The sequence below is a fragment of the Methylotuvimicrobium alcaliphilum 20Z genome (assembly GCF_000968535.2).
GTDB lineage: Bacteria > Pseudomonadota > Gammaproteobacteria > Methylococcales > Methylomonadaceae > Methylotuvimicrobium > Methylotuvimicrobium alcaliphilum.
On the sequence record NC_016112.1, the window covers coordinates 3,133,781 to 3,151,431 of the forward strand.

Here is a 17,651-nt window from a genome sequence, read left to right on the forward strand (position 1 = left end):
TGACTTCACTAAATATTAATTAAGAGAATCATTTAACCGCTCTATTTTGAAATATCAACTGCTCTACGAGTAATAATTTCCCATAAAATCAACATCCCCCCTAAGGTCGCAGGAACAAGAATTAATATAATGTATTGAACGATCGATACGCCCATGGCAACGGAAGGAGGTACACCTACAAGAGCATAAAAATAGACAAAAAATCCTTCGCGTACACCAAATCCGCCGATTGTTATCGGCACCATACTCAAGATTGCTATGACAGGATAGATTGCAACATGTTGAACGAAAGGGATATCGTAACCATAAGCACAAAATACAAGATAAATGGTAAAAACTGTAGCAAGCTGAAAAGCGGCGATCCAAACAAGAGATAAAGGTAATACCTTCCTATATGGAAAGTACACAATGGCTCCGTGAAACGTTTCGATATAGTTAAAGAGACGGGTAATTATCTTGTTTTTGAAATTATATCCAGTATAGAACCCGTGCAAGGTCTTACTTAAAATTAGGCCTAGCCCAAGAAATACCGCGACAGTAATTGCAATAATCGTCAAAAATAATGGCTGAAAATCGCGTAATTTCGCCACAGACATTATTGCAACGATACTCAGCAAACAAAGTAAAACAAACCCAATCATACGCTCAATAAAAACCGTACTTCCCGCCCGGCCTCGATGTTTTGGATGACGTTGATCGATATAAAATATCCTAAGCACATCAAAACCTTGCGTCGATGGAATTATTAGCCCTTGAAACAGCGCTTTTAAATTGATATGCCATAAAGTAAAAAAGCTTTCTACAATACCTGAAACTCTTAAAAATAATTTCCAGCGATTTATTGATATAAATGGAATTATAGTTAAAGGCATGCTGGCAGCTGCCGCAAGATAACGCCAGTCTTTTATTTCTGTAACGAGGGAAGCTATCTTGACGTTAAATATTTGAAAAAGTAGTAAAAAAAAAGCGGTAGTTATAACAATTTTTAGAGCCGTTATTAAAAATTTCATTATAATTGAAATACTTATTATAAATCACGCCTTAGCCCTAACGACCCAATAAGCCGGATTTTCCGGCACCAAGTCGCCCGACTGGCAAAGCGCCCAAAGAATTGAATCGGGCAAGGCCCGCATTTGCTGATGTGTAATCGGCTTTAAGCCCAGCGGTATCACCTCCGTAATCGAAAAACCGGCTTCTATCAAGTGATCCTTCAGCAAATCCAGTGTATAAACTCGTCTGTGCCCAACTTTCAAATCGCTTGTAGACAACTCATCAATATCTCCAATCAATCCAGCTCGTTTGGCGATAACGCGATGAATTGACGAGGCATTTGGGACAGCGACAAAAATGGAACCATCCTGATCGCAGGCTTTTCTTGCCTTGGTAAGAATATCAATGGGGTCTTCCACATGTTCAAGCAACATTGTTAGGTATACATGTTGCCAAGTCCGGCTTGTTGATTTTAAGAAATCCTCGATCAGGCTCACATGCCCATGAATCACAGCCCTCTTTCCCTTGAATGCAGAGACAACTTGTTCAACGAGATCTGCGGCAGCATCGACGACATCAACTTCCTGATAACGTTCACATAAAACACTAGTCCATCGACCACTGCCGCAGCCTAGCTCAAGTGCCGAACGCCCGCCATCTTCAGGAATCGTAACATCTCTTAAATAAAGATGAAAATGATCCACTGCCTCTGCTGCCTCGGACGAATGATAAAAACCGGCGATTTTATCCAAACGATTTTTTTCGTGTTCAATCATGATTTTTCCTTTTGGCTAGAATATTAACTACCATAAATTACACAAGCACGATTTCAATCATCGCAGCTAACTTGGCAGCTAATCGCTCCGCCTCAGTCGCTGATGGTCCAGTTACTATCACATCACCGATGCGATCGGGGCCAACCCGAAACCGACGCACGCTGTCACCCGGTTTAACGTAGACAGACAACTCATGAAGATTTGGATGTAACCGTACGATATCTGGAACGCGAATTTCCTGTATTACACCATCACGCGGGCTTTCAATAAGTCGTGAGGCATTAGGCACTCCTTGAGAGACATCGGAAACAGATACCGATTCCCCTAAAGCCAACGACAAAACACAATCATAAGCATTGAAATCGCCGTAGATCGATACGGTCTCCGGAAGTCGGGTCGCTCCCATACGCGCTCCGATTTCAATAATGAAAGGTGTATTTCCGACCAGCATTAAATCTACATTGGACACCGTATCGCGGATTCCCAAAGCATTGATAGCCGCTATTATTTCAGCTCTCGAACGCGCTTGTTGCTCCGGACTCAGGCAACAAGGAATCGAATGGCCGACCGGCGCGTGATCCGGCGGCGGTGTCAGTTGGTCATTATGCAGGAAAATTGCCTTTACCTGATTTCCCTCTATGACCACCTGAGCGCCAAATTCAAGACCTTCGAGATACTGCTCCAGTACGACTCGCCCAGAGGAGGAAGCTTGTTTCGAAGATTCCCAGGCTTCATGTAACTCTTCAATCCGGTCGACTCTAAATACACCCTGACTGCCCGACGAATCGACGGCCTTGCTCATCAAAGGAAAGCCCACTGATTCAGCGGCTAATTCTAATTCATCTGGCGAATCGCAAAGCAAGCCTCGTGCAGTCATTACGCCATGTTGTATCAAAGCCTGTTTCATTAACCATTTATCGGAACATGTAATGGCTGTCTTATAACCGACTCCGTGAAGACTCAGATCATCGACCACACGAGCAATTGTGGGTACAACTATATCGGTGCCTGTGCAGGCGATTCCGTCGATAGCGTAATGTTTAGCGTATTTGAGAACAGTTTCCGTGTCGCAAAAATCACAATGCACCTGATAATCAGCAATATCCAACCCTTTGTAATCGCCAGGAGGGCTAACAACTATCGTCACAAGACCACGCTTTTTTGCTTGCTCGATTAGTGGGAAGACCGTATTGCCGGCACCTAAAATCATAATTTTTTTGGTGTCATTCACAAAAAGTCCTCGGTTAAAGAGATTCGTAGACAAAAGGTATCTTTGTGTTTATTTCAGCATGCTTACGATCCCAAATATACCGTGGAGCTTCCGGGCCTACATTAAACAGTAAGTCCAATACCGAAACCCCCCCTTCGAATGCCCCATATTGCTGAGGGTACTCGGGATAATCATAATACATATATTCTAATGTAATTCCAGCCCGTTCAAACTTATCGGATTCGATATATTCCTGCGCAGAAGGACCAGAAATATAATGATCCGCGCCGACTTTTTGAAGCACATCCAACAATCGATCGGTTTTTTCGCCAATTGCGTTCAATTCAGAGGAGCGGATAAAACGCGTATGTTCGATACCCAAAGTTCTAGCTATTTCGATTGTGGAAGCGCAAGTCAAGTCAGCAAGTTTTTCCGTATCGTTTGCATAAATGCTTTCTACCAAAGGTTTATATTGAGACCAATAGGGAGATTTGCGGTAATTTTGCTCTATAGAGGCCAAGTGTTTCCGGCGCCATGAATTATCCTTGGCAATTGTCACCTCTTGAATCGACAGACCTTCATAAGATCCCGACGCACTTGTAGGAATCGTCAGCCATTGGGTTCCTAGCGGTGTTTTGATTTTATTGCGGTTTCTCCATCCGTGTTTGTCATATTGAACACAATCATAAAAAACGAAAATATCAGCTATTTGAATTTGGTGAAAATAACCTCTCCATGGAATAAAGCTGGGCTGGAGTATCACGCACTTCATTGAATTAATCTCTCTGTGGAATATTATTTTTGTTGTCTGAAAGATCAGCGTTTGAAATCGAAATCATGCTTTCGTTCTCCGGAAATCCAACAGTCTTTCTAATCGCGGTAACACTTGTACTTTGTAATTCGCGTAAAACTCGAACCAGGTATTCACCGATCACCCCGAGCGACAATAGAATCAATCCGGAAAAAAAAGCGGTCAGTATCATTTGGCTGGTCCAGCCCGGCAATGTGATTCCACCTGTAAAATATTCGAATAGAAAAAAACAAATCAAAAACCCGCTCAAAGTAGCGGCTATCAGACCGGTAGCGGAAATCATGCGAAGCGGTAGCATGCTAACGCTGCAGATGTTGTCGAACGCCATTTTGATCTGTTTGCCCAATGTGTAATTGGATTTCCCGGAAAATCGCTTGTTATGTTGGATAGGCACATATTTGATCTTGGAGGCGTTGGCCAACATAAGGCCGCCGACAGTAGCGCTGGCCGAGTGGTTTTGTCGAACGATATCCGCCAAGTAACGACGCATCAGGCGAAACGAGGAAATTTTAAGTTCTTTAACGCCAAATGCATGCGCGTTGATCCATCTGATTAGCTTAGACCCCACATTACGATAGGTGGCATGTTTTTTCTTTGGGAAATAGGCAAACACGCCGTCATAACCGCCGTCCTTTTCCATCTCTTCCAATAGATGAGGAATTAACTGAGGGTCATGTTGCAGATCATCGTCCATTGTAATGACGACATCACCTTTGGCAATTCTAATACCCGTCATCGTTGCTCGGGTTTGGCCTGAATTTTTTAGTAATTGCACTCCTTTGAAATGAGGATGAGTTCGTGCAATTTCGGTTATGACACTCCAACTTTCATCGGGCGAGCAATCATCAACCATAATGATTTCATAATCATTTTTTAATTCTTCGAATACTTTTTTAAGTTGGTTAGCCAGCTCTGGCAAACAGTTGGCTGATTTGTAAACGGGTATTACTACGCTATAGGTCGTCATGATTGAGGCTCTTAGCAATGTTTTTTAACATCAATATTTTGTTGTCTGTTATCTAAAGCTTATTTCAACATCGACTAATTCTTGCAAATATTGTCCATAACTGTTTTTCGATAAAACGGCCGCCTGTTTCAGCAATTCCTCATCGCTCAACCAGCCGTTGCGCCAGGCGACCTCCTCAAGACAAGCGACTTTGTAGCCTTGGCGTTTTTCAATCGTTTCGACGAATTGTGCGGCTTCCAGCAAACTTTCGTAAGTTCCGGTATCGAGCCAGGCGAAGCCGCGTCGCAGCAGTTGGACATTGAGTAGCCCACGCTCCAAATATATTTGATTGACGCTGGTGATTTCCAGTTCGCCGCGATGCGAGCGTTCGACCGATTTGGCGATGTCGATGACCTGGTTATCGTAGAAATATAGCCCGGTAACGGCAAAGTTGGATTTCGGTTTTTTGGGTTTTTCTTCTATCGATAGCGCTCTAAGGTTTTTATCGAATTCGACGACACCGAAGCGTTCCGGGTCTTTGACTTGATAACCGAATACCGTGGCGCCTTCTTCGCGGGCCGCCGCATTTCTTAAATAGGGTGTAAATCCTTGTCCGTAAAATATGTTATCGCCAAGCACCAAGCAAACCGGATCGTTGCCGATAAACGATTCGCCGATTAGAAAAGCTTGCGCTAAACCGTCCGGGTTGGGTTGCACGGCATAGGTAATAGAAACGCCGAATTGGCTGCCGTCTTTAAGTAAGCGTTGGAAGGGTACCTGATCTTCTGGCGTTGTGATGATCAGTATATCGCGTATACCTGCCAGCATTAGCACCGACAACGGATAATAGATCATCGGTTTGTCGTATATCGGCAAGAGTTGCTTGGAAACGCCCATCGTGATCGGGTACAGGCGTGTGCCGCTGCCGCCTGCGAGTATGATGCCTTTTCTGCTCAATGTGCCGCCTCTTTCGATTTTGTGGTTCTATGATAGCTCAAGTTTGTTTGTTCAACCCGAAAATCGAATACAATCCGGTCTCGGCTGTATTTGACATGTCCGATGGTAACTATTCAGTCCTCCGGCAATTATCGTTCCCACGCTCTGCGCTCATCGTTATACATAAGTCAAAAATTACCCTTTTGCAACCTTAACCAATGAGACCTCGATACCATTTATTGTTACTTAACACTTTCGACCTCGAGATCGCGATCAGGGGATCGCTCCCAGTGCGCCCAGGAGGGCACAAAATCAGCAGGGTGTAAGTCCCTGTCGGCGTAAGCCATAACGTCGTAGCTGAAAGTAACTGCGTCACCGCGAGGTGGGGTGGAGAGCAACTGGAGGCAAAAGAGCAGTCCGCAGTAAAGCGAATCCGATTCGGCGGGGTAAGGCGGCGAGTCCCCTGGGAGTCGACGAAGCCTGAAAACCATCATTTACGTTGTTGTGGCAGATAAAACGATAAATGGGCCTACCTTGTGGTTGGGAGTGGAATGTTCAGAAGGTATTGTGAAGAAACTGGGGAGACCTGTTACGGAGGTGACCGTGGCAGGAGTCAGAACCCTTATATTACCGTAAGTCGAGGAAGCTCAAGGCAAGGCGAGGACAGTGTGGCACCGCTGGGAAACCAGGCGGAAACAGAGAAAACAAACACGAGCCTAAACCGAGAGGGGAAAAGATGGTAAAAGCCGGCTAGCAAAACCGGCCATAGGAAAGAAGGGTAGGAAGGTGGAAACGAGGTAGCGTTCGGTGTCACGGCCATTAAGCCAACCTCAGGTAAAAGGCTTAAAGAGGCTCAGCCGTTGAAGGGAGCCGAAGGTAACGAATCAAACCGAGTTTGCGGGCTGACGTGGTAACGCGGAGTAATGGGGTTCACCAATTAATAACACCATTGCTCACCAGCTTGTCCCGATGAGGAAACCACCGACTGGAGAGCCGTGTGCGGGAGAACCGCATGCACGGTTCGGAGGGAGGGGAGAGAAATCTTCCCTACCCCTATCAGGGCGTCCGCCGCTCTCTGTGGGAGCGACGCCTTCGTCGCGACTATCCAAGGCAGTAACGCTCAAACACCAATAGCCTTTCCGGACAACACAACCATTTAGCGCTCGATCGCTACTTTTTGCACAATTAGGTATATTTATACTTATGCGTTGGAGCGTGGGAACGATAAGGGGGATGTGAATAATTACGTCCGATGAGTGCCGGTGGTTTTAAGTTGCCTGCTAATTGAGAGACCGTTTTTTCTTGGTCGAGCCATGCGTTGTTTCACTAGTTCTCATCGTTGTTCATAACTCGTTGATTCCGACTTGCCATTTTAGCTAATGTGACCTCGATACCATTTACTATGCAGGATGGGGTTTGTAAACCATGCGCGTCAAGCTAAAAACGGCCAACCTGCATCCCGCTCTTTCCCAAGCTCCAGCTTGGGAAACACATCCAGGAAGCTCCTGCTTCCTGAGACCGATACAACCTCAATCAACCCCAACTTGCTCGTTTAAACTTCCTTGATCGTCGGGAAGCTAGAGCTTCCTGAACAGGTTACCCAAGCTGGAGCTTGGGTAACAGCATGTTTTAGTCTTTGTGACCTTGATGCCATTTATTGTAACTTGGTATTTTCCCACTTGAGTTCATCAGCTTGTCGCTTGTTCGACTTCAAAGCCTACCACCGAACGGCTGTCTTTGCTGAATTCTACGCCGATCAGGTGGATCGGTTGATTTAAGCTGCGGTATTTGTCGGCATAGCGTTTATCTTTTAGTTGCTGTAAGGCTTTTCCTTCCGGGACTAATTCGACTACTTTGAATTCGAACAGATAAATTTGTTCGTTGAAGCGGACTGTCATGTCGATGCGGCCTTGGTGGGTAACGTCTTCCAAGACGATGTCTAAACCCAATGCAGCAATGTGGCTGTAAAACACGCTCGCATAAAAACCTTCGTATTGCGCGATCGGGTTGTTGCGGTACCAATCGTTCGGGATGCTGGCATAGAGGCTTTCAAAATGGGTTTTTAGGCCGGTGAAGTCGTTGGCGCTCAATAAATCATAGAATCGGCTTTGGGCTTGTTCGGCCAACATGCCGTCGTTGACCAGGCCTTTCAGTAAGGCATCGTTCAATGCGCTTTTGACTTCGAGATTAGGGTATTTCAGCGCATATTCGATTCGCGCGCCCTGTTGTCGGCTGCCGTTCAGCGTTAAATAACCGGTCTGCCAGAGCAGAGCCACGGTGGCGATGTTGTTGACGTCGAAGGTCGACAGCAGTGCTTCGCTGGCGTGAAGGCGTTCGAAATCCGGTGCGAAAAAGCCGCGCTCGGTCAATACATCGATCAAGAACGTCGGCGTGCCGGTTTCAAACCAAAACGGTTTGAATTCTCGGGTGCTGAATAACAGCAACAAATCGAACGGGTTGTAGACCGCCTCCCCCATCCAGTTGTAGCCGTTATACCACTCGCGCATCTGTTCGCGGTCGAGCCCTTCCAGTTCCGGCGCAAATACCGTGTCGACATCTTCGGCGGTGTAGCCGCAAAGGGCCGAGTAGCGTTTGTCTACAGTGATGTCTTGCAGATTGTTCAGTCCGGAAAACAAGCTGACTTTGCTGAATTTCGACACGCCGGTTAGAAATGCAAAGCGTATGTGGGCGTCCGAGTCTTTGATTACCGAATATAAGTTGCGCAAGCCATGGCGTATTTCGGCGGCAAGTGCCGGGTTAGTAATGTTATCCAATATCGGTTTGTCGTATTCGTCGATCAACACGACCACCCGTTCACCAGCGGCTTTGGCAGCACCTTGTATCAGTTCGGCAAAACAGCCGGGTATATCCGTTTCGTCGCTGCAACTGAGCCCGAGATTTTCTCTATTGGTACGCAATAAGGCGAGTATGCGGCGCTCCAAGTCCGCTACACTTCGCACCACGCCGCCGCCAAAGCTGATGCGAATGACTGGATTTCGTTTCGACCAGTCCCAGCGGTCATGGCAGTACAGTCCCTGAAACAGCGTTTCGTTACCGGCGAACAGTTCGCCGATCGTGTCTAGCAGCAAGGATTTTCCGAAGCGGCGCGGGCGGGATAGGAAATAATGCGTGCCTTCGTCGATTAACTGCAATATAAAGCGCGTTTTATCGACATAGTAATAATCATCTTCGCGGATTTTCTCGAAGGTTTGTATGCCGATGGGGAGTTTTTTTCGGGTCATGTGCTTGATTTCGGATTTTGAATGTGTTTTGGCAGAAGCCGTAGGTCGGGTTAGCTCATTAGGCTTCGATACCGTTTAGTTTTACCTGGCCTTTCGGGCCTCGAAATCGCGACGTAGGCGTCGCTCCCACATACAAACGGCGAATTACAAACCAGCCTCTCCCTTTGTAAAATGCGGATTGAGGGGGGTTAGTTTAATTTTCATTCTGCATCGCGCTGGCTTGCTGCTCTAGATAATTCAGCACATCTTCGTTTTCGACTCGTTCGTAAATCATTTCTACCGGTATGCGGCAATCGATTGTTTCTAAGTGTAATTCATCGCCCATGAAATAGTGTTCCGATTGCCAATGGTTTTTTTGTCGGCATATTTCCACGTCGACAAAGTCTTGTTCGATCACGACGTATTCTTGCAGACTTTCTAAGCTTTGATAAGCCTGTCTTTTTAGCGTTTGATCGATTTTTCGCGTGGCTTTGGATAAGACTTCGACGATGAGTATCGGTGCACCGGTAACGCCGTAGTCGTTGCCCTGATGATTGCATACAACCAGCACATCGGGATAATAGAAATCGTCGGCTACCCGCACTTTCATATCCGATGCGAACGGCTCGCAGGGTGTTTTTCTTAATTTAGCGTGGAGAGCGCTGAGTATATTGGCGACGATACGATTATGATTGGTGCTCGCGCCGGCCATCGCATAGACTTGACCGTCGATGTATTCGTGTTTGATTTCGCTTTGCAGCTCGCCTTCCAGATAATCTTGTATCGATACTGAGTCGATCTTGTATTTCACGTTCATCTTCGTTGTACCTCTTTTTACGAAAGTATTCAGACCCCGTTGGCAAATTACCGCAATCCAGGCGTATTGTTGGCCTCCCCCTTTGAAAAAGGGGATTGAGGGGGGGGTATTTAAAAAATCTCCCCTAGCCCCTCGGCAATTGCTCCTGCATTGCCCTACCTCCTGCATCCGTGCAGTCGTCTTTTTCAAAGAGGGGGCTGAATACTTATCTTTTTCCTGATTAGCAAGTTTCTTCAGCTAAAGCCCAAAAACCAGCATATCCCTAGCAGGACGGGGTTTGCAACCCCGTCCTAAACGTTTTGACTTTGGCCGAAGTCAGCCGAAATGTTTAGGGCAAACCGAAACGTTGGGGACGGGTTAAATAACCCGTCCCGCAGAAGTCTCCTATCGTTAGCAATACCTATAAACTGAGTAGTGTAGGTCGGGTTAGCGCTAGCGTAACCCGACATTTTATTCATCGATAGTCGGGTTACGGCTCCGCCTAACTCGACCTACGCGGCTCTTTTAGCCCATTAGGCCTCGATACCGTCATGGACGTATTCACGGCGTCCTTTGGCGGACACCCCGGTGCCGAATTTTGATCTACGATGGGTATAAAAAAAGGTAATTATTCAGCCCCGTTAGCAAATTACCGCAATTCAGGAGTAATTGTTGGCCTCCCCCTTCCTCTCTTTACCAAGCTCCAGCTCTCACGTTATACATAAGTCAAAAATTACCCTTTTGCAATCTTAACCAATGAGACCTCGATACTTTTTATTGCCATTTAACACCCTCTGATCTCCCTCACCTAACGCTCACTGCCATTAAGTTAAGCCGTTCGTGGTGAGCCTGTCGAACCATGGACGGCTTAACTTATCGACCCAGGATTTTTCCATTCACCCTTCGACAGGCTTAGGGCGAACGGAAAAATCCTTAACTTAATGGCAGTGTCACCTAACGCTAGGTGATCCGCGTAGGGTACGCTGTGCGTACCATGGTAACCCCGCGATATTCATGTGCCAACCGAACCGCCAGGGCACGGCTTTGGTACGCGCAGCGTACCCTACAATTTATGTATAACGGCGAGCGCAGAGCGTGGGAACGATAATTGCCGGGGGACTGAATAGTTACAAAAAATTAGACTATTGATTTTTTATGTGTCTTTTACTTCATTTCCTTCATGTTCTTTATGGTGAATAAATTTTTTCATGATATACGCACCATTACTTTCACAGCTTCTAGGACCTTCAATGCAAATGCATATAAACCTGAGCGCTTGGAAATTTCGTCCGTTGCCGGTATTCAAACTCATGCCATTTTAAATTTTCCCATTCTCGAATGATAGCCGTCATGCGATCTCTCTGCTGCGGATCTTCCAACCAGTTTTGATAGGGCTTCCATTGCTGTAGATCGCTCAAGAATGCTTGCTCGCTTCGAAAATCGAATACGATCCGGTCACCGCCGTATTTAACATGCCCGATTAGTGCCGGCAGTTTTAAGTTGCCGACTAACTGAAAGACGGTTTTTTCTTGGTCGAGCCATTGATTCGGCAATCCGAATGCCGAACGAATCGCCATTTCGGCGACATCGATCTGCCCTATCGCTTCTTTTACTTCTATATTGGGGTCGTTGAATACAAGCGGTATATGCGTTTGCGCGTCGTTGATCGCATGGCCGTGTCCGAGAAATCCGTCTTCAAATAACGATTCGCCATGGTCGCCTAGTATGACCAATGTGGTTTGGTCGTAGAGATGATTGCTTTTGAGCATTTCGACCACCTTCCCGACCGCCCAATCGGCATTGGCGATGGCATTCCAATAAGTTTCGGCGACTCTTTCGCGATTTTCCGCCCGGATTTCCGACCGTGGAATGAAATCGTCGATTAAGATTTTCTGCATGTTCGGATGCGAATACGGAAAATGCGCCGCTTGAAAGTTGATGTAGATAAATTGCGGCTTATCTAATTCAAGCTCGCTGAAACGTTGTTGAAATTGTGCTACGACGCGCTCTTCGCTAAGCCTTAGACTGCCGGGGTCTTTGCTGGGAAACACCCGGTCTTTGATGGCCGTGCGCGCATCGAAATAATAGACCCCTTCGTTGGTCATGCCGGTGTTTTTGGCGATATCGCCGAATGATTCGTCTTGACCGGAAATAATTGAGATCCCGTAACCGGATTTTTGCAGATAATCGATCAAACGTATGCGGTGATCGTGTTGTATCAGCTCTCGATTAAACAGCGCCGTTAGCGATGTGACTGTATAGCCGGTATGACTGTAGGCATAATCGACCGAGGTACCGGTTTGCGCTATTTCGCGTATAACCGGTGCGACATATCGCCCGTTGATTTGCTGTTCAAGCAAATCGAATCGAGCGGTTTCCAATACGATCAAGACAATGTGTTTTCCCGCCCGAGGTTCGATCGCTCGCAAGGGGTCGGTTTTAAGCGGCATCAATACGGCATCGCCCATGATGCCGTCTTCGTCGACTTGATTGCCGGGAATATCCATGGCGCCGGGATAAATACGCGAATCGAATAATGCCGGATCTTTAGGATAATTGAAGAGGCCGTAGCCGTCCCGGTCGAAGTCGGTCAACGTATCTAAGACCGAGCTAACGAGGTGATAAGAGGTCTTTTTTTGCAAGCCGTAGCGAAGAAAATGGTTTTCGGAAATAAAATAGGTCAAGAAGGGGGTGATTACTCCGAGAGTTATTAATAAACGTTTGAATGTTTTGATTTCGTTGCTTTGCTGGTGGTAATCCCGTACAAATTCATGATGGGTTAACAACCTGGCAATCGCGATAAAAACGATGATAATAACGGCCATGATGCCGACAAACAAAGCGATTTCGTTAGAGGCATAGAGCACGCCCTCCCTAAGACTGCCCCCGCCCAAGTTTCTGATGATTTGGTAATTAATTGTGTCGTTGAAATAGGACAGGACTTTGAACTTGAGCCCGAGCCAAATCCCCATCGCCAGCAATACGATAACCGTGAAGCCGTAATAAATAATGATGCCGAATTTATTGAGTCGGTCGGCGGTATAAAACCAAAGGCTCGCCAGTATGCCGCAGAGAAAGAAGTCGTACCAAAGTGTAAGCAGTAAAAAAATAGCTCTTTCGGGTAGCGATCTGTAGGAATAAGGCTGTAAGAATCCGCCGGTAAAAATATCGTATTTAACGTGCAATAATGCCAGTTCGAAAAATTGAATGATCACAACAGAAAAAAGGACGACAAACGGTCTTCTGTGTCGCCAAATGAATTCTTCGATCTTCAGGAAGGGCATGGATTGTTTAGTTTAATTATTTTGTTGGGATTTTGTGATTAGGATTTTAGGTTATTTCTTTGAATTCATCTGATAAAGCGTCATTACATACCGTTATGCCGGCGCTAAAGCCTAAGTTATTTCGTGCCTATTCATAAGGAATGAGTATTATATTCGCCGCTTCCCAAGCTTCTAACTTGGGAAGCAAAAACCGGAAGCTTCGGCCCTACCCGACCAATTGAGTTTGGCTTAGCGGTAACCACTGTCTGCTAAGGAACATTAGCTTTCTTTTACTGATACCGATGATTTCCGTGTCAAACCGTTATGGTGCGCACGCTGCTACCGGTTCTGGAGCCGATGACATCGAGCCTTAGCGCCATTTGCTCCTTCAATTCGGTCACATGCGAGATGATACCGATCATTCTACCTGAGGCCTGTAAATCGATCAGCGTTCTGATCGCCAAATCCAGCGACTCGGGATCGAGACTGCCGAAACCCTCGTCGATGAATAAGGTATCGAGCTTGATGCCGCCGGCATAGGACTGCACGACATCCGACAAGCCCAGCGCCAACGCCAGAGCCGCCATGAACGATTCGCCGCCCGACAAGGTCGCGACCGGACGATTTTTACCGGTATAAGCATCTTCGACTTCCATCTCCAAGCCTGACGCTTTATTGCCTTTGGCTCGGTCTTCCTTGCGCACCAGTCGGTAACGACCTTTGCTCATCAGAGTCAAGCGTTCGGACGCCTGAATCAGCACATCGTCGAGCAAGACGCTCAACACGAAACGCTGCAGGCTGATCTTATCGCCGGTTTGGCCATTGGCGACATCGCTAAGCGTGCCGAACACCTCGTAACGCGCCTCGAGTTCGGCTTGCGTGGCGCGTGCCTGGGTTAATTTGCCTTTGACGCGGGCCAACTGATTAACGCGTTCTTCAAGTTTACGCCAGCTTTCCTCGACTTTTCGGTACCATGCGGTCTGTTCGGTCAGTTGCCCTTCGATCGCTTCCATGTCGGGTGGGGCATGTCCTGCCAAATCGGCTTGAAGTTGCTTGACGACTTCTTGCAAGCCGACCAATTCGTCTCGATAGGCTTCGATTTCGGCTTTGAGGCTGTGCTGTTCGGGGTCGGTCATCAACGCTGAATGAAATGCGTCGGCATCGGGAAAAGCGCTGCGTGCGAGCGCATCGTGCCATTGCGCTTCGGCCTCGTTATATTGGCATTCAAGCGCCTCGCGCTGCTGATGTAAGGCTTCCAGTTTGCTGCTTGCCTTATCCAGGTTTGAGTGCTTTGCAGCATAGTCGGCTTCCGCTTGAGTCAATGCATCGCTCAATGCCGTGATACGCCGATTCAACTGAGACAAGACTTGTTCAAGCGCTTTCGGCTCCCGATAGTCTTCGGGTATTAATTTTTCTAACTGCTCTGTGTTTGATCGGGCTTGAATGAACTGTTCGTTGACGCTAGCGGCACTTGCTTCAAGCTCGGCAAGCGTCTCGGTCATGCTTGAGAGCAATCCTTTGATCGTATCGATTCGCGCGCCTAAGGTCTTTTGTTGCACTTGCCGCTCAACGAGCCGATCGACAGTCTCGCTTACGTTAGCGAACGTATCGACAAGCGCTTGCAAGGGTTGTTCGGCCAGTTGTTCTAATTGCCGCGCCAATTGTTCGATATCTTTTCGATTGACGGCCAACTCATTCAACGCGGCATCCCATTTTTCCTTGGCGTTTTGCATCTGGTTACGCGCTTGACTTTCATCGGCGCGCGCCTGATCGACTTGCAGCTTGGTCACGAGCGCCTCATCATTTGCCGCTACCGCCGGCTCCGGATGTTCCTTACTCCCGCAAACCGGACAAGGCTGTCCGATTTGCAATGCTTCGGCCAACAACGCGGCCTGTCCGAGATGCCAATGCAACTCGATTTGACGCGCTTCATTTTCAAACGCCTCGCAGGCGGCTTTTTGCGTTTCGAAGGCTGCGGCAAGCTGGCTTTCATTGCGTTGTAGGCGCGCTTGCGCCTTGCGCAGATCCTCTAACTGTTGGCGTTGCTCAAGATTGCGGCGCTGCACTTCCCATTCGATCCGCATCGTCGCGAAAGATTCCAATTCGCGGCTGATTTCGACAAAAGCCTTGTCTTTGTCCGCCAATTCGTTAATCAGCGCTTGTTGTTCGAGTTTTCGAGCATCGAATGTTTTTCTCGCGGCGGTTAGCTCTTTTTGGCGATTTTGGAGCGTCACCCTGGCCTCGGCCAGCTCCGCAATCCGGTCTCGATATTGCTGAAGTTCAATGCGCTTATGCTTCAACGCCTCGACCTCGGCGTAAGCCTGTTTAGCGGCATCGACGTTTTGTTTGGCTTCTAGCTCGTTTGCAGCGGCTAATTGAAGCGCTGTTTGGCAGGCTTGAATCTGCTCGAGTAATTTCGCCTTCTCTTTCGTCTTGGCCCGATGATTATCGTAGAGATACCGAATTTTTTCAGCTTGCAATGCGCTGTCGAGCCGATGCTGTTGCTTATCGATTTCCGGTTTTTGTGCGGCTTTGTCGGACAGCGCTTTTTGCTTAGTGTCGAGATTATCGAAACGTTGCTTCAATGCTTGCGCTTGGTCTCTGACGCGCGCGGCCTGCAACATTTTCTGATTGGCTTGTTCCTTCTCCTCCGAAGCGGCAACAAGTTCGGGTTGCAGAGCCTCGAGCGCTTCATCGACTTCTGCTTCGGATGCCATTTCGGCGCTGTGCAAAATCCCTTTGATCTGGTTTCGATGCCGTTCGACTTCTTGGCGAATACCTGCCGCTTGATTTTTTAACGCCTCTTCGATGCGCTTGTAAATTCCGGTTCGAAATAGCTGTCCGAAAATTTGTTCCCGCTCTTTCGAATCGGCCATTAGCAATTCGCGGAATTTTCCTTGCGGCAATACCATGACTTGACGAAATTGTTCGACATCCAAACCAATCAATCGTTTGACTTCGTTCGTCGCATCGGTCACGCTTTTGGCAACGATGAGCTTGCCTTCGTCGGTGCCGTCGAGTTGCCACAGCTGAGCTTCGGCCTGTTGCGTCGTGGTACCTTCGCCCTTGCTCTTAGGCCGCTCTTGAACAGGAATGCGGCGGATACGGTAGTTTTTAGTCCCCAGATTAAAATCCAAGATCGCCTCGGTCAGCATGTTAATATCGGCATGATCGCAGCGCATCTGCGACGGTTCTCGCTCCGCGCCGGTACTTTGACCGTACAATGCAAAACAAATCGCGTCCAAGATCGAGCTTTTACCGGAACCGGTCGGGCCGTTGATCAAAAACAAAGGGCTGGACCCAAGCAAACGAAAATCGATGCTTTCATTACCGGCAAACGGTCCGAATGCCTGAATCGTCAGTTTTACTGGCTTCACGCACGATCACCGTCTTGTTTATGAATAAGCGAAATCGTATGACGGATCGCCTCATCTTGTTCCGGCGTTAATGTGCTACCGAAGACTTGCTCGAAGAAGTCCCGAAACATTTCCAACTCGCCTTGTTTGAGTTTATCGCGATTGACTTGTCGCTCGCCGGTTTCCAGCATGCCCGGTTTTTCCAAATGCAAGACATTCGGGTAGACTTCTCGCAATTTCCCGATAGGATCGAGAATCGCGTGCCGGTCTGTCAGTCTAATCAGTAAATAGTCGTCATTGTTCGGGTCGGTCTCGCCTTGTTCCAAAATCGTTTTCAATTCGCCTTCAATCGTCCGCATATCGCGTTGCGGCTGTAAAGATAGATGCGCGGTCGATTTTAGTCCGTCAACATCCAACTCGATCAAGGTCACGCCTTTCTGTTGCCTTTGTTCCGAAAAGCTATATTTGAGAATCGATCCGGAATAACGAATATGCTCCTTGCCTTTATACTGCGGACTGTGCAGATGCCCGAGCGCAACATAATCGAAATCGGCAAACGGCTCGTAATTGACGCGGTCCGCGCCGCCGATCGACAAAGGCCTTTCGGATTCGGACGCTTCGGCGCCGTCGATGAAGCAATGGCTTATTAATACATTTGAAGTTTGATCCGATGCTGCCGCCTTGATTTGTTCGACCAGAAAAGCGTGCGCTTGGTCATGAGTGGATACGTCGACGCCGAAGTGATTGCGCACCGACTCGGGATCGTTATAAGGGATTCCATAGAAGCAAACCGGGCCGGCCTTGCCTTGCAAGATCACAGGTTCGGTGATTTGCGTCAATTCGCCGATGATATGAAGACCCGCTCGGCTCAGTTGCCTGGCCCCGAATCGCAGCCGTTCGGCTCCGTCATGGTTGCCCGGAATCATGACGACCGGAACCTCTAGGTCGTTACAGATGGTATTGAGCACGTCATCGAGCAATTGCACGGCCGAAGCCGGCGGAACCGAGCGGTCGTAGATATCGCCGGCAATGATCAGCGCATCGACCGACTCACGCCTAATATGTTCGATCAGTTGTTCGAGAACATAATGTTGATCATCGAGCAACGAAACATTGTGAAACTGCCGGCCGATATGCCAATCCGATGTATGTATGAATTTCAAAAAATCTCCTGAGTTATTTCTCTCGGGCTAAGATTAGTTAGCAGTTAGCAGTTAGCAGTTAGCAGTTAGCAGTTAGCAGTTAGCAGTTAGCAGTTAGCAGTTAGCAGTTAGCAGTTAGCAGTTAGCAGTTAGCAGTTAGCAGTGAAATAATAAACCGAACTTTTTTGGCTATTCTACCTTAGA

General features: G+C 47.6%; 11 protein-coding genes. All 11 read right to left on the minus strand.

Annotated elements, in window-relative coordinates:
* Window positions 1–41 precede the first annotated feature (41 nt).
* The 11 genes from MEALZ_RS13345 to MEALZ_RS13395 all read right to left on the minus strand — a co-directional run bounded on the left by MEALZ_RS13345 (window position 42) and on the right by MEALZ_RS13395 (window position 17,468).
* Window positions 42–1,010, minus strand: coding sequence for a lysylphosphatidylglycerol synthase transmembrane domain-containing protein (locus tag MEALZ_RS13345; protein WP_014149178.1), 969 nt, complete (start codon window positions 1,008–1,010; stop codon window positions 42–44).
* A 24-nt stretch (window positions 1,011–1,034) separates the two neighbouring features.
* Window positions 1,035–1,766, minus strand: coding sequence for a class I SAM-dependent methyltransferase (locus tag MEALZ_RS13350; RefSeq protein ID WP_014149179.1), 732 nt, complete (start codon window positions 1,764–1,766; stop codon window positions 1,035–1,037).
* 37 nt (window positions 1,767–1,803) lie between these two features.
* The gene (locus tag MEALZ_RS13355; RefSeq protein ID WP_014149180.1) at window positions 1,804–2,997 is read right to left on the minus strand and encodes an ATP-grasp domain-containing protein; all 1,194 of its coding nucleotides are present in this window, start codon (window positions 2,995–2,997) and stop codon (window positions 1,804–1,806) included.
* A 13-nt stretch (window positions 2,998–3,010) separates the two neighbouring features.
* Window positions 3,011–3,748: a WbqC family protein gene (locus MEALZ_RS13360; RefSeq protein ID WP_014149181.1), complete on the minus strand. Its 738-nt coding sequence runs from the start codon at window positions 3,746–3,748 to the stop codon at window positions 3,011–3,013.
* Window positions 3,749–3,752: 4 nt separating this feature from the next.
* Window positions 3,753–4,754 carry a glycosyltransferase family 2 protein gene (locus MEALZ_RS13365; protein WP_014149182.1) on the minus strand — a complete coding sequence of 334 codons (1,002 nt, stop codon included), beginning with the start codon at window positions 4,752–4,754 and terminating at the stop codon, window positions 3,753–3,755.
* A gap of 48 nt (window positions 4,755–4,802) precedes the next feature.
* A complete protein-coding gene (rfbA, locus tag MEALZ_RS13370; protein WP_014149183.1) occupies window positions 4,803–5,690 on the minus strand; it encodes a glucose-1-phosphate thymidylyltransferase RfbA in 888 nt (295 codons plus the stop codon).
* Window positions 5,691–7,357: 1,667 nt separating this feature from the next.
* Complete coding sequence (locus MEALZ_RS13375; protein ID WP_014149184.1) at window positions 7,358–8,911, minus strand: ATP-binding protein; 1,554 nt, start codon at window positions 8,909–8,911, stop codon at window positions 7,358–7,360.
* Window positions 8,912–9,104: 193 nt separating this feature from the next.
* On the minus strand, window positions 9,105–9,707 hold the full coding sequence (locus tag MEALZ_RS13380) for a Uma2 family endonuclease (RefSeq protein ID WP_014149185.1): 603 nt from the start codon (window positions 9,705–9,707) through the stop codon (window positions 9,105–9,107).
* 1,226 nt (window positions 9,708–10,933) lie between these two features.
* Complete coding sequence (locus tag MEALZ_RS13385; protein WP_014149186.1) at window positions 10,934–12,970, minus strand: sulfatase-like hydrolase/transferase; 2,037 nt, start codon at window positions 12,968–12,970, stop codon at window positions 10,934–10,936.
* 293 nt (window positions 12,971–13,263) lie between these two features.
* On the minus strand, window positions 13,264–16,326 hold the full coding sequence (locus tag MEALZ_RS13390) for an SbcC/MukB-like Walker B domain-containing protein (protein ID WP_014149187.1): 3,063 nt from the start codon (window positions 16,324–16,326) through the stop codon (window positions 13,264–13,266).
* Entirely contained in the window at window positions 16,323–17,468 is a 1,146-nt protein-coding gene (locus MEALZ_RS13395; protein ID WP_014149188.1) for an exonuclease SbcCD subunit D, read from the minus strand. The genes MEALZ_RS13390 and MEALZ_RS13395 overlap by 4 nt, the downstream gene beginning before the upstream one ends.
* Window positions 17,469–17,651: the final 183 nt, after the last annotated feature.

Bases quoted from the DNA above. Each gene is read 5' to 3' on its own strand.
- MEALZ_RS13385 (WP_014149186.1), bottom strand. From the start codon at position 12,970: ATGCCCTTCCTGAAGATCGAAGAATTCATTTGGCGACACAGAAGACCG.
- MEALZ_RS13365 (WP_014149182.1), bottom strand. From the start codon at position 4,754: ATGACGACCTATAGCGTAGTAATACCCGTTTACAAATCAGCCAACTGT.
- MEALZ_RS13345 (WP_014149178.1), bottom strand. From the start codon at position 1,010: ATGAAATTTTTAATAACGGCTCTAAAAATTGTTATAACTACCGCTTTT.
- MEALZ_RS13360 (WP_014149181.1), bottom strand. From the start codon at position 3,748: ATGAAGTGCGTGATACTCCAGCCCAGCTTTATTCCATGGAGAGGTTAT.
- MEALZ_RS13380 (WP_014149185.1), bottom strand. From the start codon at position 9,707: ATGAACGTGAAATACAAGATCGACTCAGTATCGATACAAGATTATCTG.
- MEALZ_RS13350 (WP_014149179.1), bottom strand. From the start codon at position 1,766: ATGATTGAACACGAAAAAAATCGTTTGGATAAAATCGCCGGTTTTTAT.
- MEALZ_RS13375 (WP_014149184.1), bottom strand. From the start codon at position 8,911: ATGACCCGAAAAAAACTCCCCATCGGCATACAAACCTTCGAGAAAATC.